The organism is Leisingera sp. UBA4491 (genome assembly GCF_002388965.1).
Taxonomy (GTDB): domain Bacteria; phylum Pseudomonadota; class Alphaproteobacteria; order Rhodobacterales; family Rhodobacteraceae; genus Leisingera; species Leisingera aquaemixtae.
The window spans coordinates 19,148-37,423 of the sequence record NZ_DGNN01000003.1 but is presented as its reverse complement, the minus strand read 5'-3'; the positions used below and the strand labels follow the sequence as shown (position 1 = coordinate 37,423).

The window sequence follows — 18,276 nt, the reverse complement described above, 5'->3', positions numbered from 1 at the left end:
GCGCCGCAAGCAAGGCAAGCCCCGGGAGGCCACCCGGGACGCCACAGGGCTCAGGCAGATCGGAGAATGCGCCAATGAACATCCTTATCCTCGGCAGCGGCGGGCGTGAACATGCACTGGCCTGGGCAGTGATGCAGAACCCCAAATGCGACAAGCTGATCGTGGCGCCGGGCAACGCGGGCATCGCCCAGATCGCCGATTGCGCCACTTTCGACATCGAGGATGGCGGCACCGTGGCCGCCTTTGCCGAGGAAAACGCCATCGACTTCGTGATCGTCGGCCCCGAGGCGCCGCTGGCCGCGGGCGTTGCCGACCGGCTGCGCGAGGCAGGCCTCCTGGTGTTCGGCCCCTCCGAGGCCGCCGCCCGGCTGGAAGCCTCCAAGAGCTTCACCAAGGAAATCTGCGACGCGGCAAACGCCCCCACCGCGGGCTACGGCCATTTCACCGATGCAGACGCCGCCAAGGCCCATGTGCGGGCCAACGGTGTTCCCACCGTGGTCAAGGCTGACGGTCTGGCCGCCGGCAAAGGCGTGATCATCGCGATGACCGAGGACGAGGCCATGGCGGCCATCGACGACATGTTCGGCGGTGTCTTTGGCGGCGCCGGCGCCGAGGTGGTGATCGAGGAGTTCATGGAAGGCGAGGAAGCCTCCCTGTTCGTGCTGGTGGACGGCGAGGACGTTCTGGCGATCGGCTCCGCCCAGGACCACAAGCGCGTCGGCGAAGGCGACACCGGCCTTAACACCGGCGGCATGGGCGCCTACTCCCCCGCGCCGGTGCTGTCGGCTGAGGTCGAGGCGAAAGCGATGGAAGAGATCGTGAAGCCCACCATGCGGGTGATGGCGGAACGCGGCATGCCCTATCAGGGCGTGCTCTATGCGGGTCTGATGATCAAGGACGGGCAGCCGCGGCTGGTGGAATACAACGTCCGCTTCGGCGATCCGGAATGCCAGGTGCTGATGATGCGCCTCGGCGCCCAGGCGCTGGACCTGATGCACGCCGCGGCTGAGGGCCGCCTGAGCGAGGCGCAGGTGAACTGGGCCGACGATCACGCAATCACCGTGGTGATGGCGGCAGAGGGCTATCCCGGCTCTTACGAGAAATTCTCCGAAATCAAGGGCCTGGACGCGCTGCCCGAGGACAGCAGCAATATGGTGTTCCATGCGGGCACCCAGGAACAGGACGGCAAGGTGCTGGCCGTCGGCGGCCGGGTGCTGAACGTGACCGCCCGCGGCGGCTCCCTGCAGGAGGCCCGCGACCGCGCCTATGCGATGGTGGACGGGGTGGAGTGGCCGCAGGGCTTCTTCCGCCGCGACATCGGCTGGCGCGCGCTGAAGTAACACGGCAGGCAGGCAGGGGCTCCCGCCTGCTCCCGGTCAATCACAGATTGCCCGTCTCAGTTGGGCGTGGCCGGGCGCTGCCGCGCCCGGCAGCGGCGTCCGGCGGCAAGTGCCGCACCCGATTACGCCCCTTGGCGCCGCAGCCTGGCAGACCGAGAGCCGCCGCACCGGCGCTTGCACCCTGGGTCCGCACCCGCCGCCCGGTACGCCGCGCCGGAACCGGGGTACTTTGCCAGCCGCGCCAAGCGGCTGCCTTCGGGCAACGGAACGGCGTCTGGCCCTGCCCGCTCTGGCACGTCGGCGCAGCTGCTGAACCGGCCCGCCCTGCCGGGAAGAGACGGTGAGCGCACGCTGCGAGCGCCGCTCAGGTTTTCCCCTCGTTTCAATAAGTTCTGAGAAAAAGCTCGCGCAGGTCCGCCTGCGCGGGCGGGTGCGGACCCGTCCGCGCCCGCCTGTGTTCCGTTTGCCCGTCTGTGTACTGTCCGCCCGCCAGTGTACCGTCTGAAGGCAGTGCCCCGCAGCCGCAATCCCGGACAGCCGGAGACCGCGCCAGCGGCGCGCCTCTGCCTGCCCTTGTGCTCCTGACTTCAAAACCAAAGCTCCGGCAGGCCTGTCAGCCCCCGACAGGCCCGCCCAGGCCGCTGCCGGATCAATACGGCACGCTGCTTTCAGTCTGCCCGCCGGGCAGCGCGGTCAAAAGCCTGCAGCCGGCACCGCGGCCCTAGAACGTGTTCAGATCGCTCAGCAACAGGAACCGCTTGCGGAACTGATCCAGCATCTCCGGCTCCAGGAAATCGGCCGGGTGGGTGGTGCCAAAGGCGGAAAAGGCGCGGTCCTTCATCTCCACCAACTGGCGTTCGATATCCAGCTGCGCAATACCGGACGGCAGGCCCAGCGCGGTTTCGAAAATACTCCGCAGCGGCGGCGACCCGATGATATTGTACCAGTGGGCGTTTTCGCTGCCGCCCGCATCTACAACATCTTGCAGCTCGCGCTCCAGCGCCAGCGCCAGCCGCATGTTCGGATCCGAGTTGCCGATCTCGATTTCAAACTGGCGGGTGGTGTAAAGCTCGGCAAGTTCCTCGGCAAAGCCTTCCGGATACTCCCGGCTGGTCTCCCCCGCATTGAAGGAGAAGGCCTGTGTCATGGCCTTCAATCCGGTATCATAGTGCGTGTTGGCGTAGGACGTGCTGGAGGACAGGTCGGACTCAAACGCCTTCAGTACGGTATCGAAATCAGTGCTCCGCTTGCTTTGGCCGAACAGGTCCAGCGTGGCCTCGAACAGGCTCAGGTCAAAAACCAGTTCCCGCGGGTTGGTGAAGGTGCCCAGCTTATCGGTAATCTCCTCCGCGAACACCTGCATCTTGCTGACGGGCTCGGGCCATTGATTCTGGAAGGCCTCGGCAAAGTCGTAAAAGGCCAGATTTTCCGGCTGGTTCACGTAGGAATTCGGGTCGGACAGGTCGGATTCCAGAACCTGTCTCAGATAGGTCTCCCCCCGGTCGCTGAGGTTGAAAGTGTCCAGCGCATGCGCCAGCAGCTGCGGGTTCGACAGCAGCTCCTCCGGATCGGTCATCGCGTTGATATCCGGCCAGCCGAAGCCAAAGGCCTCTGACACCGCAAGATAGCGCTTGTCCTCCAGCTGGTTGACGAAGGAGTCGGGATCGGTGGTATCCGAATTCAGCACCCGCCGCAGGAAATCGGGATAGGTTCTTTCCAGACCGAACGTGTCAATCACGGCCTGCAGCAGATCTTCATCCGCCAGCAGATCATCCGCGCTGGCCAGGCCCTCAGTGTGCTGGTTGAACTCGCTAACCAGCGCCTCGATGCTGTTTTCATACTCCGGCGCCTGGCCGAAATCGAACTGCCCGGCAAAGGCCGCATAGCGCGGATCAGACAGCTTGTTGGCAAAGGAGCTGGGGTCGTCGAGGTCGGATTCCAGGACTTTCTGCAGGAAGAACTGATTGTTTTCCAGCCCCTCCAGCCCGGCATTGCCAAGCGCCTTGCGCAGCAGGGTGCTGTTTGACAGCAGGTCATCCGGCGTGGCGATGCCGGCAAATTCGCTCCCCGCCCTGGCACTGGGCAGCTTGGGTCCGTCGGAGCTGCCAAAGCCAAAGGTTTCCGCCAGCGCCTGGTACCGGCTGTCGTTCAGCCGGTTCACGATCGACTTGGGATCGCTCATGTCGGATTCCAGCACCTGCTTGATGAAGGCCCTGTTGTTGATATCCTCATCCAGGCCAAAGGCGCCCAGGGTCACGGTCAGCAGGTTGTAGTCATCCAGCAGCTGGTCCGCCGACTGTATACTGGTGATGCGCTGCGTGAAATCCTGCACCGTCCGGTCAAGGACGGGCGATTTCTCGTAAACCTCCTGCTGCTGGTCCCGGGTCCGCTGCAGGAAGCTCCATCCCGCAATGCCGGTGCCGAACACATATGGCGTAAAGCTCACCCTGCTGTCTCCTGTAAAACCGTTCCGGGCCGGCGCGCCCGGATCTGCCCATCCGGCACAAAGAGTACCCCAAGGTGGTGAATAAACCGGAAACGGGCGCGGAGATTTTCGGACCGCAGGCGCGCGGGCGGCGCTTAGCGGCAGGCCAGCGCGTGCCGCAGGCCCGTGTCCGGCCGGAACGGGCCGATGTCCCGGCTGGCGATGCGGCCCTCCTGCAGCCGTGAGGCCATGATCCGGCGCCAGCCGCTGCTGACCGTCACCAGCTCCGGCCCCTCGCCGCAATCGCGGATCCCGGAGGTAATGAAATCGTCTCCGATCCGGTGATTGGTCAGGCCGGGCGCACTGGCAACCTCGCTCAGCGCACCGTCCGGAACCGCCAGATGCGCAGGGTCTTTGCCAGATGCGGCCGGTCGATATAGGCGATCTCCGCATGCCCGTCGCCATCCAGATCCGCAGCACCAATGGGGGCGAGCCAGCGGTGGCTCTGGCCGATGTAGGGCGTCTGTGCAATCAGCTCCAGGCGGCCCGCCCGCAGGCCGTAAACGGCAATCTGCGCCCCCTTGCTGCGGTGGCTGCGCACTGTGATGATTTCCGGATGCGCGCCACCGTCGAGATCGGCCAGCCGCGGCGCCAGATCCTCGAACACATGGGCCTCGTCCAAAGTCACGCTGGCACCGCAGCGGCCGGGCAGCGCCGGCGACCAGTACCGCAGCGTCTCCGGCTCCAGCGCATCGCCCAGAACCCCGTGCCCGTAGCGGCCTGTCAGATCCTCATAAGCGGCGGCCGCTTCGCCCAGCCGGACCAGCGACCCCTCCACCGTGCGCGGGCTGGAAAACGGGCCGGGGCCGCAGCCTTCATCAGCCTGCGCCGCAGACGGCCCGGCCAACGCCAGCCCCAAACACACCGCCCGCCACGCGCGGCGGGCAGAACCGGGCCGGGCGCGCATCCGCAGACGCCGCGCTGCCGGCCCGTTGATCATCAGATCTGCTTTTCGGGCATCTGCACCACCAGACCGTCCAGATCGTCGGTCACCTTGATCTGGCAGGTCAGGCGCGAGCGGGCCGGATCGGGCTCATAGGCGAAATCCAGCATGTCCTCTTCCATGTCGTCCTTGGCGGGCAGCTTCTCGACCCAGTCCGGCGCGATGTACACATGGCAGGTCGAGCACGCGCAGGCGCCGCCGCAATCGGCCTCGATACCCGGAATGTTGTTGTCGCGCGCGCCTTCCATCACGGTCAGCCCGCTGGCCACATCCACAACATGTTCGGTGCCGTTGTGCTCGATGTAAGTGATCTTTGCCATTGTCAGCTCTCTTCCCTTTTCCGGTACTTGCGCGACTGTGTAGCCAAGCGCCCGCGCCGGTGCCAGCCCCAATTGCGACCCCGCCCTGCCGCAGCTGGACTTTCCGGCACAATGTTCTATATTTGTTCACTCTGGAAATTTCTCAACCGCGGAGCCCGTTTGCCTCATGCCAGCCCCCTCTGCAGCCGCTTCTGCAGCCCCACCCGCAGGGCCCGCCGCCGCAGCGCCCCCGGCATCGCCCGGCCGCGCCCGGCCCTGGCCGCGCCCGCCCCACTGCCTGCCCGCCGCCCGGCTGCAGGAGCCGCCGGAAAACGCCCGTGTCACCGTCGCGGGGCTGGTGATCCTGCGCCAGCGCCCGGGCACCGCCAAGGGGGTCATCTTCGTCACCCTCGAGGATGAGACCGGCGTCGTCAACGTGATCGTCTGGCGCAAGATTTACGAGGCGTTCCGCCGCGCGGTGATCTCCGGACGGCTGCTGCGCGTCACCGGGCGGCTGCAGCGGGCGCATTCGGTCACCCATGTGATTGCCGAAACGGTCGAGGACATCTCCCCCATGCTCGACCTCCTGCTGGCGGAGCAAGGCCGCCAGGGCGATCCGGCCTTTGCGGACGGCAGCGAACTGAGCTAGGCTGCCGCCAAAGCAAAAGCGCCCGGCACCGGCAGGGGCGCCGGCCACAGGCACCCTGACAAAGGCATCCGGGCATGACGCCACCCCTCCTCACGACCTGCCGGCGTCTCGCGCCCGCGCTGCTGCTGGCCGCCCTGGCAGCCCTGCCCGCCTGCGTCCAGCCGCCGCCCGGCGGCGATGTCTCGCGCGCGGGGCGCTATGCCCCGCCCGGCGCGCCGCCCGATACCTGCTGGAGCAAACACACCTCCCCCGCCGTGATCGAGACCGTCACCAGCCAGGTGCTCGCCCGGCCCGCAGAAACCGACAGCAGCGGCCGGATCGTCCGCCCCGCGCTGTTCCGCACCGACACCCGCCAGCAGATCGTGCAGCCGCGGCAGGAACACTGGTTCGAAATCCCCTGCCCCGCCAGCATGACGCCTGAGCTCATCCGCACCCTGCAGCGCGCCCTGACCGCCCGCGGCCTCTACCGCGGCCCCGTCCACGGGCAGATGGACGCCGCCACCCGCGCGGCGGTGCAGCGCTACCAGGCGCCGCTGGGGCTGGACAGCGGCACCCTGTCGCTGGACACCGCCCGCAAGCTGGGGCTGGTCGCGGTTGCGGGCTGAACCACCCGGTTCAGTTCCCCGGTTCCCCGGGGGCCACGCCTCTGCTAAGCTCCGCCGGACTGGGCTCCAGACGCAAAGAGACTTGGCCATGCTGACAACCCGCCTGCCGGATTCCGGCTTCCTTTCCGGCGCCTCGGGCCCGCTGCGCCGGATGCTGGAAAGCCAGGCCACAGAGGTGCGCCTGCGCCAGGGCGAGGTGCTGTTCGAACAGGGCGATGCGGGCGATGCGCTCTATGCGATTGCCGAAGGCGCGCTGGAGTTTTCGGTGCTGTCGGCCTCGGGCCGCAAGCTGTCGCTCGACATGATGCGCCCCGGCGCGGTGTTCGGCGAGATCACCCTGTTCGATCCGGGCGAGCGCACCGCCACCGCCATCGCCGCCGAGCCCAGCCGGGTGCTGCGCCTGCGCAGCGGCGACGTGGTGGACCAGATCCGCCAGCACCCGGACCTGGCCGCCGACCTGTTGCGGCTGGCCGGGCAGCGGATGCGCTGGATGAACACTCAGCTGAACGAACAGGTGTTCCTGCCGATGCCAGTGCGGCTGGCGCGCAAGCTGCTGTACCTCGCGCCCGAAGGCCGCGACGGCCGCGTGGCGCTGTCCCAGGCGGAGCTGGCGGAGTTTGTCGGCGCCACCCGCGAGGCGGTGTCCAAGACCCTGGCCGCCTGGAAGCGCAGCGGGCTGGTCGGCATCAGCCGCGGCGGCGTGCAGATCCTCGACCGCAGCGAACTCGCCGTGCTGGCGGAACCCGATTCCATCTGACCGCGCCGCAGGATGCAGATTTCTGCAAGATAATCCGCGCTCTGTAATCCCGGTCACAGATCCCGCCGCCGCCGCGCGCCATAACGGCCTTACAGAAAGCCATTAACCGTTCCATCCCGATGGCGGCCTGTCCAACAAGAGCCATGTGCCCGCCAGCACATGGCTCTTCCCTATTGCCGCCCCCACCCTGACAGCCGCCGGAATTCGACGCGAATTCCGGCCCGGAAAACACGTGTTTTCCGGGCCGTTTCCCGCGCCGGGAAACGGTTCCCTCTCCCGCCCGCCATCCCTCTTGTTCAAGAAATATTCACTTAGCCATTCCCCAATCCGGCCGCTACGGTGCCGCGCATGGCTTATGACTACGACAAACTCTACCGCGAAACCCCGGATGCCCTTGGGGCGCCATCCGCCGCCTTCACGGCCTTTTTCGACCGGCTGGACGCGCGCGGGCTGGACGTTCTGGATGCCGGCTGCGGCCAGGGCCGGGATGCGCTGTTCATCGCCCGCATGGGCCACCGGGTGACCGGCGTCGACATCTCGCCGCACGGCATCCGGCACCTTCTGGCGGCGGCTCAACGGGAAAACCTCGCCATAACCGGCATCGCCGCAGACCTTACCGTCTGGGCGCCGGACAAGGACTACGACATCCTGATGTTCGACCGGACCTTGCATATGCTGGCAGCGCCTCAGCGGCGGGCGCTGCTGACCCGCTGCCTGCCGCACCTGCGCCCTGGCGGCTGGGTCCTGATCTCGGATGAACAACGCAATCTCAAAGAGTTCCGCCAGATCGTCGCCGGCCAGAACGGTGACTGGCACACGGACCAGAACAGCCGCGGCCTCTTGTTCGTAAGGCGCGGCTGAAGTCCCGGCGGCAAGCAAAATGGCCGGGCTGATGCCCGGCCATTCCTTGTTCCATCGGTTCCGCCTCCGGCGGTTACTCCGGCAGGTTCAGCGCCACAAAGCGCGGCTCGCCGCCGCGGCGCACCAAGAGCAGCAGCGACTTGCGGCCTGCCTCCTTGGCTTCCTCGACCCGGGCTTCCAGGTCACTGATCGAGATGACCTTCTGCTGGCCCGCCTCGGTGATCACATCGCCGGCGCGCAGGCCCTTCTCCCAGGCTTCCGAGGTCTCGTCCACCGACAGGATCGCCAGGCCCTCGACCTCTTCCCCGACATTCAGCTCGCTGCGCATCTGCTCGGTCAGCGCACCGACCGACAGCCCCAGCAGCTCCTTCTCGGAGGAATCCGGCTGCCCGTCGCCGGTCTGCGGGGCGGAGGGACCGCGCTCCGCATCCTCGCGGCGGCCCAGGGTCACCCGCAGGGTTTCGGTCTTGCCTTCGCGGTAGACCACGACACGCACGGTCTTGCCCACCTCGGCATTGCCGACCTGTCGCACCAGGCCGCGGGTGTCGCGCACGTCCACGCCGTCAAAGCTGACGATCACATCGCCGGCCAGCACGCCCGCATCCTTGGCCGGGCCGTCCGGCACATCGGTGACCAGCGCGCCGCGCGCCTTCTCCAGCCCGATCGCCTCGGCCAGGTCCGCATCCACATCCTGGATCTTCACGCCCAGCCAGCCGCGGCGGGTCTCGCCGTATTCCTTCAGCTGCTCGACCACCTTGACCACCACGTTGGAGGCCATCGAGAAGCCGATGCCGATGGAGCCGCCGTTGGGCGACAGGATTGCGGTGTTCACGCCGACCACATCGCCGTCCATGTTGAACAGCGGCCCGCCGGAGTTGCCCCGGTTGATCGCCGCATCGGTCTGGATGTAGTCGTCATAAGAGCCCGACAGCTCTCGGTTGCGGGCCGACACGATGCCCGCCGACAGCGAGAACCCCTGCCCCAGCGGGTTGCCCATCGCCACCACCCAGTCGCCGACGCGGGCGGTGTCGCTGTCGCCGAACTTGACGAACTTCAGCGGTGCCGGGGCCTTGACCTTCAACAGTGCGATATCGGTGTTGGGATCGGTGCCGATCACCTCGGCCGGCAGCAAGTCCCTGGGCTGGCCTTCGCCCGGATAGAACTCGATCTCGATCTCGTCGGCGCCCTCGATCACGTGGTTGTTGGTGACGATATAGCCGTCCTCGGAGATCACAAAGCCGGAGCCCAGCGCCGAAGAGCGGCGCGGCCGGCTGCCATTGCCGTTGCGGTCCTGGAACTCGCGGAAGAAATCCTCGAACGGCGAGCCTTCCGGCACGATGCCCTGCGGCCCGGTGCGCCCCTCGACAACGGTGGTGGTGGTGATGTTGACCACCGCCGGGCTCACCCGCTCGGCCAGCGGCGCCAGGCTTTCGGGCCGGGCCATCGCGGATACCGCCTGCATCAGCAGGACCGCCATGCTCAGCACCGCAAGCCAGATCAGGCGCATCGTCATGCCCCTGCTGCCTGCCTGGCCGGAAATTGCAATTGCCTGTGGCTGCACGGAACTACTCCTTGTCCTGTCTAATTCTTCTTTTCCCCCGGCCCGGCGCAAACGCCAGACACGCCCGGGGGAGTCTTATGCACCCAATGTAAGAACTTCCGCCCGGCCCGCAACAAATGTTGCAAGGAATAAAGCGGCTGTGAGCCGGAAATCCGGCCGCAGCCGCAGGCGCAGGCCCTGTTGGCGCCATCCTAACAGGGCAGACCTGAATTTTCGCTGAAATTCTGCGTGTGCCGCGGCGCGTCAGAACCCGATCCGGTAGGCCAGCCAGACCAGGATCAGCCCCAGCGCCAGCGCCGCCAGCCCGGCATTGCGGCGCTGCTCCTCGGTCAGCGCCCGCAGCATTTCCAGCAGGCGCTCGACAAGCGAAGGGGCCAGTGCGTACACCAGCCCCTCTGCAATCAGAACCAGCCCGAGGGCCAGCAGGACGAAGCCCATCACTGCACCGCGGGCTTGCCGTCAGACGATTTCAGGTAGTTGAAGAAATCGGAATCCGGCGACAGCACCATGGAGGAGTTGCTCCCCTGCAGCGCGCCCACGTAGGCGTTGAGGCTGCGGTAGAACTCAAAGAACTCCGGATCGGCGCCATAGGCAGTGGCAAAGATGCCGTTGCGCTCGGCGTCCGCCTCACCGCGGATCACCTCGGCCTCGCGCTCGGCTTCGGACACCAGCTCGACCTCGGTCCGGTCGGCCTGGGCGCGCACCCGCTGCGCCGCCTCTTCACCGCGGGCGATCTCGTCCGCCGCTTCCCGCTCGCGCTCGGCGCGCATCCGGGCAAAGGTGGCTTCCAGGTTGGCCTGCGGCAGGTCGGTGCGCTTCAGCCGCACGTCGATCACTTCCAGACCCAGCTGGCGGGCCTGGGTGATCGCGCCGTTGCGGATCCGCAGCATCAGCGCCGCCCGGTCCGACGACAGGATGTCGTTGGAGCTGACCGAACCCAGCACCTCACGGGTCTGGGCGCGCATGATCTTGTCCAGGCGCTGCTCGCCGGCGCCGATGCCGCCGCCGCCAACCGCCTGGCGGAAGGTTTCCACATTGGCGATCCGGTAGCGCGCGAAGGCGTCCACGATCAGGCGGCGGTCGTCCAGCGGAGTGACCTCCAGCGGGCCGACTTCGAGGCTCAGGATACGGTCATCGTAACGCACGACATTGTCGATAACCGGCAGTTTGAACGCCAGACCCGGGGTTTCCTTGATGTCCACAACCCGGCCAAAGCGCAGCACCAGCGCCTTTTGCCGTTCGTCCACGATGAAGACCGCCGACAGCACAGCAATCGCCGCAACCACCAGAACCGGCAGAAGAAGAGTAGATTTCCGCATCAGTTTTCCTCCGTCCGGCGCAGTTCATTGAGCGGCAGATACGGCACGACAGCCTGCCCGCCTTCGCCGGTGGTGTCATCCAGGATGATCTTGTCGACACCGCTCAGCACTTGCTCCATGGTCTCCAGGTACAGGCGCTTGCGGGTCACTTCCGGCGCTTTCTGGTATTCCTCCAGAACCGCGCTGAAGCGGCTCGCCTCACCCTGGGCTTCGTTCACCACCTGGGCACGGTAGGCCTCGGCCTCTTCCAGCGTCTGCGCGGCCTGGCCGCGGGCACCTGCCAGCTTGCGGTTGGCATAGGCATCAGCCTGCTTTTCCAGCCGGTCGCGTTCCTGGCCTGCCGACTGCACCTCGCGGAAGGCGTCCTTCACCGGCTCTGGCGGATCGGCACCGTCAAAGTTCACCCGCACGATGTTCACGCCGCTGTTGTAGCTGTCCAGCGTGGTCTGGATCAGCTCTTCCAGACGGGCGGTGATCGCGCCGCGGTCACGGTTCAGGATCGGTGCCAGTTCGGACTGGGCGATGATCTCGCGCATGGCCGATTCCGACACCGCGTTGATGGTGGTGCGCGGGTTGGCCAGGTTGAACAGGTATTTCGCCGGATCGGAGATGTTCCAGACCACCTGGAAATCCACGTCGATGATGTTTTCATCGCCGGTCAGCATCAGACCCGCCTCGCCGCCGCGCGAGCCGGCGCCGATGTTCTCGGTCTGCTCGACCCGCACCGGGATCACCTCATAGGTAACCACCGGCCAGGGGGCAAAGTTCAGACCCGGCTGGCCGGTGTCCGAATACTTGCCCAGGAACAGTTCCACCGACTGCTCTTCCGGCTTGACGGTATAGATGCTGGCAAAGCCCCACAGGACCACAGCGGCAACAGCCGCCAGGCCCAGCGTGCCCTTGGTGAACAGCGGCGCGCCGCCGCCCGGTCCGCCGCGCCCGCCACGGCCGCCGCCGCCGCCGCGTCCGCCCATCAGCACGCGCAGCTGCTCCTGGCCTTTCTTCACCAGCTCGTCGATTTCGGGAATCTGGGGATCTTCCGGCTTGCGGCCGCCGCCGCCATTCTTACCGCCGTTGTTGCCCCGGTTGCCTCCTCCGCCGCCGGAGGAGCCGCCGCCCCCCCATGGGCCACCGCTATTGCCCGCCATTTGTCTCCTATCCGTTTGCTGCCGCCCGTGATCTTTCACGACAGGCGGCATGTGGTGTCAGTTATTGCCGGCGCCGCGTCTTATCTTGAGCGCACCGGAGTCTTCAGCGTTACCAACTCTTCCGACATTGTCGGATGCACCGCAACCGTGCGGTCGAAATCTTCCTTGGTTGCACCCATCTTTACGGCGATTCCGGCCAGCTGGATCATCTCTCCCGCACCGGGTGCGACGATATGGCAGCCCAGCACCTTGCGGGTTTCCTTGCTGACGATCAGCTTCATCAGCACCCGTTGCGCCCGGCCGGCAAAGGCCTGCTGCATCGGTTTGAAGGACGTCGCGTAGACCTCGATCGGCTCCCGCTCGCCTGCCTCTTCCTCGCTCAGCCCGATGGTGCCCATCTCCGGCTGGGTGAAGATCGCAGTCGGGATCAGCTCGTGATCGGGGCTGGTCGGGTTGCCCTTGAAGACCGTCTCGACAAAGGCCATCGCCTCGCGGATCGCCACCGGCGTCAGGGCCACCCGGTCGGTCACATCGCCGATCGCGTAGACCGAGGGAACCGAAGTCTGGCTGTATTCATCCACGACGATCTCGCCCTTGCGGCCGCGCTCCACGCCGATCTCTTCCAGGCCCAGATTGCCCGCATTCGGGTTGCGGCCGGTGGCATACATCACCTTGTCGAACAGCCGTTCCTGCCCGTTGGTCGACTTGACCCGGATCTTGTCCCCGTCCTGGCGCATCTCCAGCACGTTGGTGCCCAGATGCACATCAATACCCGCCTGGCACATTTCCTCGGAGATCAGCCCGCGCGCCTCGTCGTCAAAGCCGCGCAGGATCTGCGCGCCGCGGTAGTACTGGGTGGTCTCGACGCCCAGCCCGTTCATGATGCCCGCGAACTCGCAGGCGATATAGCCGCCGCCGACGATCAGCAGGCTTTCGGGCAGCTTGTCCAGGGTGAACATCTCGTTCGAGGTGACCGCCAGCTCCGAGCCCGGAAACTCCGGCACCGACGGCCAGCCGCCGGTGGCGATCAGGATATGCTTGGCGGTCTTGCGGGTGCCGTCGGCCAGCTCCACCGTGTGGGCATCGGCCAGCTTGGCGCGCTGATCGAAGCTTTCGACGCCGTTGTTCTTCAGGATATTGCGGTAAACGCCTTCCAGCCGGTCCAGCTCCGCGTGCAGCTTGCCCCTGAAGGTCTCCCAGTTGAAGGCACCTGGCTGAATGTCCCAGCCATAGGCCCGGGCGTCCTCCACCATGCCGGCGTATTCGGAGGCAAACACCATCAGCTTTTTCGGCACGCAGCCGCGGATCACGCAAGTGCCGCCATAGCGGTCTTCCTCTGCCAGCGCCACCTTGGCGCCTTCCTGCGCCGCGACGCGGGCCGCCCGCACCCCGCCGGAACCGCCGCCGATGACAAACAGATCGTAATCAAAGCTCATGAATATCCGCCCTTTGCATGTCCTGTGCTGGTATCCCACAACGGAGCACCAAACGCCATATGCCCAAGTGGGCGTTATTGCGCCGCTTTCAACCTTTTGGCGCGGAATCACGCGGGGTTGTGAAGCCGGCAGGCCCGGTTTGCCCGCGAGCCGGCAGCCAGCCCGCGCCCGCCCGGCAGCGCCGCGCCGCCGGGACAAACGCAAAACGCCCGCCCCGGCAGCTGCGGGACGGGCGCGGCCCGGCCTGACGGCCGGGTGCCAAGCTCACACTGAGCCGCAGCTTAATCGTGCAGGTCGGTGAACAGGTTGTCGGTGTCGACGAACTCCAGCTTGTCCTTCTCGACAGTGCCTTCGTTGATGTCGCGCACCTCGACCCGGCCGTCGCCATAGCCGATCACCACGGTATCGCAGATGTCGATGAACAGCCCGTTCTCGATCACGCCGGGGATCTGGTTCAGCACCAGCGCCAGCTGGCGGGCGTTGCCGATGCGGTGCAGATGCAGGTCCAGGATATAATTGCCCTCGTCGGTCACAAACGGCGCATCGCCGTTCATCCGCAGCGTGGTGCTGCGGCCCATCACGTCCATCGACACCAGGGTTTCCTCGATCAGCGCCTGGCTGCTCTGCCAGCCGAAGCGCAGCACCTCCACCGGCAGCGGGAAGGCGCCCAGGGTCTCAACCGATTTGCTGGCGTCCGCAATCACCACCATTTGGTCCGAGGCTGTGGCGACAATCTTCTCCTGCAGATGCGCGCCGCCGCCGCCCTTGATCAAGTTCAGGTCGGCATCGAACTCATCGGCGCCGTCGATGGTCATGTCCAGCCATTTGGCCTCATCCAGCGACACCACGTTGATGCCCACATCGCGGGCCAGCGCGGCGGTGCGCGAGGAGGTCGGCACGGCGGTGATCTTCAGCCCGTCCTTCTGCACCATCTCGCCCAGGCAGCGCACCAGCCAGGCCGCGGTGGAGCCGGTGCCCAGGCCGACCCGCATCCCGTCCTCCACCATTTCGGCCGCCCGCTTGGCAGCTACGAATTTCGCCTTGTCGATGGGCGACAGTTCTCCGGTCATGTGTTCGGCTCCGTGAAACGCGTTTGCCGCGGTTATAGGCAGTTTGCCGCCCGGGTGCGAGAGGGCTTTTGCAACGCCCCAAAAGTGGAAACCGCGCCATTCCGGCCTATAGGTTAACTATTTAAGGGGGACCGAAGTCATGCTGCAATTCGACGAGGAAACCACCCGCGTGCTGGAAGACGCCTATCAGGGCGCCGACATCTCCCGGCGGCGGCGCGCCAGTTTCGACGCGCTGGCGCCGCAGCCGGGCGACCGGATCCTGGACCTGGGCTGCGGCAACGGCCTGCTGACAGCGGAACTCGCCCGCGCCACCGGCCCCGCAGGCCATGTCACCGGACTGGACGCCAGCCCCGACATGCTGGCCGCCGCGCGCCAGCGGCTGCAGGGGCGCAGCAACACCACCCTGACCGAAAGCGATGCCGCCAGCCTGCCGTTTGAGCCGGAAAGCTTCGACAAGGCAGTGTCGGTGCAGGTGTTAGAATACATCACCAGCCGCCGTCCGGTGCTGCGCGCCCTGCATCACGTGCTGAAGCCGGACGGCCGCCTGGTGATCGGGGATATTCACTTCGACACCTTCGCCTGGCACAGCGACAACCGCGCCCGGATGCAGCGGTTCATGGATATCTGGGACAGCCACCTGGCCGAACGCGCGGTGCCTGCCCGCTTGCCGGAGGAACTGCGCGACTGCGGTTTTGCCCTCGAATCGATGCGGCCCGTCACCCTCTGCGATACCAGCCTGCGCCCCGACGGCCTCGCCGCGGTGCTGATCCGCCTGATCCGCGCCTATGCGGTGCAGACAGGGGCCACCGACGAAGACGACGCCGCCGCCTGGGCGCAGGAGCAGGAGGAGCTGGCGCAAGAGGGCCGGTTCTTCTTCTCCCTCACCCATTTCGTCTGCACCGCCCGGCGGATCTGACCCGGTATGCGCCGCCCCGGGGCAACGGCCAGCCCCCTGCGTCAAGCACCCCTGTCCCGATCCGGCCGCGCCCCGCGGCATTTCTGAACGCCTGCGTTGCGGGACGGAGCCGCCTTTCGCTGCGGCCGCAGCCTCGACAGCACTCTGTGGCCGCAGTGCGCGACAAGCAGGCTTTGCCAGTTAGATTGTAAGGCACATGCTGGACATCACGTACTCAGTTCGTCAGTTTAGCTCTGCATTCAAAAAATCATAAAAAATCATACTGTTGCGGACAGTTTGAGGAAGCAATCAACTTTTGCGTGTCTTTGAGGTTTTACCTTGAGTGCGCCTAGGCAATGAAGTGGTTCTATTGATGACAAAAAGACGGGCTGTTGGGCGGTTGCAAAAGATGCTTGACGAAGAACACACAAGTGAGAGCCGTTTACCTTTAGCAGGCTGCTGAAGAAGTCGGCTCTCGACGCGGTCTGAGGAACATGATTCACCCTCAGCATAACTTCAGCGGGGTTTGATGATGCGCGGGACGGACGAAGCGAGCGGATCGCTTTTCAGCTATGTCGATCTGGAAGAGCGCATCCCCGCGCGGCACCCGCTCCGCAAGATCAGGCAGGTCGTGAATGACGCGCTGGCCAGCCTGGATGCCGATTTCGAGGCGCTCTACACCGATTTCGGCCGCCCCTCGATCCCGCCGGAACGGCTGATCCGAGCCTGCCTACTGCAAATCCTGTTTTCGGTCCGCTCCGAGCGGCAACTGATGGAACAGATGCAGTATAATCTGCTGTTCCGCTGGTTTACCGGCCTCGGGATCGATGACCCTGTTTGGGTTCCCACGGTGTTCACCAAGAACCGCGACCGGCTGCTGACAGCCGATATGTCGCGCAAGGTGATGGCGGCCATTCTGGCGCATCAAGTAGTCGCGCCACTCCTGTCGGACGACCACTTCTCGGTCGATGACACGCTCATCAAGGCCTGGGCATCGATGAAGAGTTTCCAGCCGAAGGCCGCAGGCACACCGCCCGGCGATGACGGGTCGGATGACCCGCCTTCGACATGCATCACCCCTACCGCACAGCCCATCCTACCCGAAACCGAGACCGATCAAATGCCCCGCTCCAACCGCCGCAGCCGAAATCCCGAGGTCAACTTCAAGGGCGAGAAGCGTTCGAATGCGACTCATGCTTCGGTCAGTGACCCGGACGCACGGCTCTACAAGAAATCCCCCGGCACGGGTGCGGTGCTGTGCTTCATGGGGCATGCGCTGATGGAGAACCGGCACGGGCTGGTTGTTCAAGGCGACCTGACCCATGCTGACGGCCGCGCCGAACGCAAGGCCGCATTGGACATGCTGCACCGCCACTCCCCCGGATCGCCCCGGCAGCTGACCTTGGGTGCCGACAAGGGATACGATGCGGCCCAATTCGTCGCGGATCTCCGCCAGACCTGTGTCACCCCGCACGTCGCCAGGAAGGCGCGGCATTCAGCAATCGACGGGCGAACAACCCGGCACAAAGGCTATGCCCTGTCCCAGAAGCACCGCAAACGGAATGAGGAGGCGTTTGGTTGGGCCAAGACCGTTGGCAGCATGTCCCAGACCGTCTATCGCGGCGTCGAACGGGTGCGGTCGCGCTTCATCCTGACGCTCGCCGCTGGAAATCTCGCCCGGCTGCCCCGGTTGCTGGCAGAATGAGGCTGTATGAGGTAGCCACAAGCCTGCTTCCAGCCCCCCGATCCGGAAGGGAGACAAGGGAGACCACCCCCTCAGAGAGAACAGCGTCCCGCTGGCCTGACTAATTCAGCGCCCTGCTAATGACCGACCATGTTCAAACCCCCACTCGTTTCCGCCGCGCTGCTTGCTGCCGCGGTGGCAGCCTCAGATCCTGCTAATGCCGCAGACCGGGACACAAGCTGGACCGCAGAACTCAGCGCAATCAACGATGTAACCGGAAAAAGCTATGAATACGCGGTGTCCGGGTATCGCATCCGCATGGACTTTATCGCCCCGGACCGCATTCGATGGACCCGCGTCGAGGCTCCGGATGGCACTGCCGGCACCTCGGGTGAGGAAGAGATCGTGCATACCGATCTGCGCCCAGGCGTCTTTGTGATTGCCTTCACCGAGGCTGATGGAAACGTGGTGGATGTCTTCGACATTCAGCGCAACCGGCTCTTCGTCAATTACATCACCAATGGTGGAACGCGCTTTCACAGTGAGACTGTGATCGAAGACGTGTCTCAATGACCCAAAGGAAGACTGAAGATGGATGTAACCCGCAGAATGTTTGCCGGGCTGATTACGGGCTCGGCAGTTGCCGCGAGCCTTCCTGCTGCGGCGCAAACGACCGCTTCACCGATGTATGAGGTCCGTGATGTAACCTTTCCCAGCGGTGCCGAGACGCTGGCCGGGAAACTTTTCATGCCTCCCGGCGAGGGACCTTTTCCAGCTGTGGCGGTGGTTGGCCCGGTGGCCTTTGTGAAAGAGCAGTCTCCGGTGCAATACGCCACGCGCTTGGCCCGCCAGGGGCTGACCGTGCTGATTTTTGTTCCGCGCTATCACGGGGCCAGCTCGGGTGAGCCGCGCCGTTTTGAATCCGGCGAGGCAAAGTTAGAAGATATCGGCGCCGCCCTGACATTTCTGTCCGTGCAGGACGGTGTGGCACAGGACAAGCTTGGTGTTTTGGGCATCTGCCAGGGGGTGAACTGGGCGATAGAAGCCGCGGTTCGTGACCGCCGCGTGTCAGCGCTTGGCATCGTGGCCTGCCACTATCTGACCCCCGCCACGGCAACACTCTACTTGGAGAACGACCAAGCGATTGCTGCACGTAAAGAGCGTGCCGCCGAAGCGCGGGCTGTCTACGAAAAAAGCGGCGAGGTCCACTAAATTCCGATTATT

The 18,276-nt window shown here is 65.5% G+C and carries 19 protein-coding genes; 9 read left to right on the top strand and 10 right to left on the bottom strand.

The window, feature by feature from the left end; genetic code table 11:
* The first annotated feature begins 74 nt into the window (after nt 1-74).
* A complete protein-coding gene (purD, locus tag B2P87_RS00840; RefSeq protein ID WP_141890785.1) occupies nt 75-1,340 on the top strand; it encodes a phosphoribosylamine--glycine ligase in 1,266 nt (421 codons plus the stop codon).
* A 721-nt stretch (nt 1,341-2,061) separates the two neighbouring features.
* On the opposite strand, the gene B2P87_RS00835 is transcribed toward purD, so the two are convergent.
* From B2P87_RS00835 to B2P87_RS00825, 4 genes are all read right to left on the bottom strand, one after another.
* Entirely contained in the window at nt 2,062-3,786 is a 1,725-nt protein-coding gene (locus B2P87_RS00835; protein WP_141890786.1) for a DUF1217 domain-containing protein, read from the bottom strand.
* A gap of 134 nt (nt 3,787-3,920) precedes the next feature.
* Nucleotides 3,921-4,046, bottom strand: a complete 126-nt coding sequence (locus B2P87_RS20020; protein WP_333869275.1) for a hypothetical protein — start codon at nt 4,044-4,046, stop codon at nt 3,921-3,923.
* A 95-nt stretch (nt 4,047-4,141) separates the two neighbouring features.
* The gene (locus tag B2P87_RS20015) at nt 4,142-4,672 is read right to left on the bottom strand and encodes a VCBS repeat-containing protein (protein WP_333869273.1); all 531 of its coding nucleotides are present in this window, start codon (nt 4,670-4,672) and stop codon (nt 4,142-4,144) included.
* Between the two features lie 92 nt (nt 4,673-4,764).
* Nucleotides 4,765-5,088: a 2Fe-2S iron-sulfur cluster-binding protein gene (locus B2P87_RS00825; RefSeq protein WP_141890787.1), complete on the bottom strand. Its 324-nt coding sequence runs from the start codon at nt 5,086-5,088 to the stop codon at nt 4,765-4,767.
* A gap of 166 nt (nt 5,089-5,254) precedes the next feature.
* Between B2P87_RS00825 and B2P87_RS00820 the strand changes: the two genes are divergently transcribed.
* The 4 genes from B2P87_RS00820 (at nt 5,255) to B2P87_RS00805 (ending at nt 7,939) form a co-directional block, all read left to right on the top strand.
* Complete coding sequence (locus tag B2P87_RS00820) at nt 5,255-5,716, top strand: OB-fold nucleic acid binding domain-containing protein (protein ID WP_141890788.1); 462 nt, start codon at nt 5,255-5,257, stop codon at nt 5,714-5,716.
* 74 nt (nt 5,717-5,790) lie between these two features.
* On the top strand, nt 5,791-6,321 hold the full coding sequence (locus B2P87_RS00815; protein WP_058285882.1) for a peptidoglycan-binding domain-containing protein: 531 nt from the start codon (nt 5,791-5,793) through the stop codon (nt 6,319-6,321).
* Between the two features lie 88 nt (nt 6,322-6,409).
* Entirely contained in the window at nt 6,410-7,078 is a 669-nt protein-coding gene (locus B2P87_RS00810; RefSeq protein WP_141890789.1) for a Crp/Fnr family transcriptional regulator, read from the top strand.
* A 348-nt stretch (nt 7,079-7,426) separates the two neighbouring features.
* Nucleotides 7,427-7,939, top strand: coding sequence for a class I SAM-dependent methyltransferase (locus B2P87_RS00805; protein WP_141890790.1), 513 nt, complete (start codon nt 7,427-7,429; stop codon nt 7,937-7,939).
* 73 nt (nt 7,940-8,012) lie between these two features.
* On the opposite strand, the gene B2P87_RS00800 is transcribed toward B2P87_RS00805, so the two are convergent.
* The 6 genes from B2P87_RS00800 to rpiA all read right to left on the bottom strand — a co-directional run bounded on the left by B2P87_RS00800 (nt 8,013) and on the right by rpiA (nt 14,473).
* A complete protein-coding gene (locus tag B2P87_RS00800) occupies nt 8,013-9,452 on the bottom strand; it encodes a Do family serine endopeptidase (protein ID WP_244940722.1) in 1,440 nt (479 codons plus the stop codon).
* A 291-nt stretch (nt 9,453-9,743) separates the two neighbouring features.
* On the bottom strand, nt 9,744-9,938 hold the full coding sequence (locus B2P87_RS00795; protein ID WP_008553688.1) for a DUF2065 domain-containing protein: 195 nt from the start codon (nt 9,936-9,938) through the stop codon (nt 9,744-9,746).
* Complete coding sequence (hflC, locus tag B2P87_RS00790; protein ID WP_141890792.1) at nt 9,938-10,819, bottom strand: protease modulator HflC; 882 nt, start codon at nt 10,817-10,819, stop codon at nt 9,938-9,940. Before hflC ends, B2P87_RS00795 begins: the two co-directional genes overlap by 1 nt.
* Nucleotides 10,819-11,967 (bottom strand): FtsH protease activity modulator HflK, encoded by a 1,149-nt coding sequence (gene hflK / locus B2P87_RS00785; protein ID WP_058285888.1) that lies wholly within the window; start codon nt 11,965-11,967, stop codon nt 10,819-10,821. The genes hflC and hflK overlap by 1 nt, the downstream gene beginning before the upstream one ends.
* An 80-nt stretch (nt 11,968-12,047) precedes the next feature.
* On the bottom strand, nt 12,048-13,403 hold the full coding sequence (gor, locus tag B2P87_RS00780) for a glutathione-disulfide reductase (protein ID WP_141890793.1): 1,356 nt from the start codon (nt 13,401-13,403) through the stop codon (nt 12,048-12,050).
* A 281-nt stretch (nt 13,404-13,684) separates the two neighbouring features.
* A complete protein-coding gene (rpiA, locus tag B2P87_RS00775; RefSeq protein WP_141890794.1) occupies nt 13,685-14,473 on the bottom strand; it encodes a ribose-5-phosphate isomerase RpiA in 789 nt (262 codons plus the stop codon).
* 139 nt (nt 14,474-14,612) lie between these two features.
* On the opposite strand from rpiA, the gene B2P87_RS00770 reads away from it, so the two are divergent.
* The 4 genes from B2P87_RS00770 (at nt 14,613) to B2P87_RS00755 (ending at nt 18,264) form a co-directional block, all read left to right on the top strand.
* Nucleotides 14,613-15,389: a methyltransferase domain-containing protein gene (locus tag B2P87_RS00770; RefSeq protein ID WP_141890795.1), complete on the top strand. Its 777-nt coding sequence runs from the start codon at nt 14,613-14,615 to the stop codon at nt 15,387-15,389.
* 511 nt (nt 15,390-15,900) lie between these two features.
* Nucleotides 15,901-17,073 carry an IS5 family transposase gene (locus tag B2P87_RS00765; RefSeq protein ID WP_141890796.1) on the top strand — a complete coding sequence of 391 codons (1,173 nt, stop codon included), beginning with the start codon at nt 15,901-15,903 and terminating at the stop codon, nt 17,071-17,073.
* A gap of 129 nt (nt 17,074-17,202) precedes the next feature.
* Nucleotides 17,203-17,625, top strand: coding sequence for a MoaF-related domain-containing protein (locus tag B2P87_RS00760; RefSeq protein WP_141890797.1), 423 nt, complete (start codon nt 17,203-17,205; stop codon nt 17,623-17,625).
* An 18-nt stretch (nt 17,626-17,643) separates the two neighbouring features.
* On the top strand, nt 17,644-18,264 hold the full coding sequence (locus B2P87_RS00755) for an alpha/beta hydrolase (RefSeq protein WP_141890798.1): 621 nt from the start codon (nt 17,644-17,646) through the stop codon (nt 18,262-18,264).
* Nucleotides 18,265-18,276 lie beyond the last annotated feature (12 nt).

Bases quoted from the DNA above. Each gene is read 5' to 3' on its own strand.
- purD (WP_141890785.1), top strand. From the start codon at position 75: ATGAACATCCTTATCCTCGGCAGCGGCGGGCGTGAACATGCACTGGCC.
- B2P87_RS00825 (WP_141890787.1), bottom strand. From the start codon at position 5,088: ATGGCAAAGATCACTTACATCGAGCACAACGGCACCGAACATGTTGTG.
- B2P87_RS00820 (WP_141890788.1), top strand. From the start codon at position 5,255: ATGCCAGCCCCCTCTGCAGCCGCTTCTGCAGCCCCACCCGCAGGGCCC.
- B2P87_RS00815 (WP_058285882.1), top strand. From the start codon at position 5,791: ATGACGCCACCCCTCCTCACGACCTGCCGGCGTCTCGCGCCCGCGCTG.
- B2P87_RS00810 (WP_141890789.1), top strand. From the start codon at position 6,410: ATGCTGACAACCCGCCTGCCGGATTCCGGCTTCCTTTCCGGCGCCTCG.
- B2P87_RS00805 (WP_141890790.1), top strand. From the start codon at position 7,427: ATGGCTTATGACTACGACAAACTCTACCGCGAAACCCCGGATGCCCTT.
- B2P87_RS00800 (WP_244940722.1), bottom strand. From the start codon at position 9,452: ATGACGATGCGCCTGATCTGGCTTGCGGTGCTGAGCATGGCGGTCCTG.
- B2P87_RS00795 (WP_008553688.1), bottom strand. From the start codon at position 9,938: ATGGGCTTCGTCCTGCTGGCCCTCGGGCTGGTTCTGATTGCAGAGGGG.
- hflC (WP_141890792.1), bottom strand. From the start codon at position 10,819: ATGCGGAAATCTACTCTTCTTCTGCCGGTTCTGGTGGTTGCGGCGATT.
- hflK (WP_058285888.1), bottom strand. From the start codon at position 11,967: ATGGCGGGCAATAGCGGTGGCCCATGGGGGGGCGGCGGCTCCTCCGGC.
- gor (WP_141890793.1), bottom strand. From the start codon at position 13,403: ATGAGCTTTGATTACGATCTGTTTGTCATCGGCGGCGGTTCCGGCGGG.
- rpiA (WP_141890794.1), bottom strand. From the start codon at position 14,473: ATGACCGGAGAACTGTCGCCCATCGACAAGGCGAAATTCGTAGCTGCC.
- B2P87_RS00770 (WP_141890795.1), top strand. From the start codon at position 14,613: ATGCTGCAATTCGACGAGGAAACCACCCGCGTGCTGGAAGACGCCTAT.
- B2P87_RS00765 (WP_141890796.1), top strand. From the start codon at position 15,901: ATGCGCGGGACGGACGAAGCGAGCGGATCGCTTTTCAGCTATGTCGAT.
- B2P87_RS00760 (WP_141890797.1), top strand. From the start codon at position 17,203: ATGTTCAAACCCCCACTCGTTTCCGCCGCGCTGCTTGCTGCCGCGGTG.
- B2P87_RS00755 (WP_141890798.1), top strand. From the start codon at position 17,644: ATGGATGTAACCCGCAGAATGTTTGCCGGGCTGATTACGGGCTCGGCA.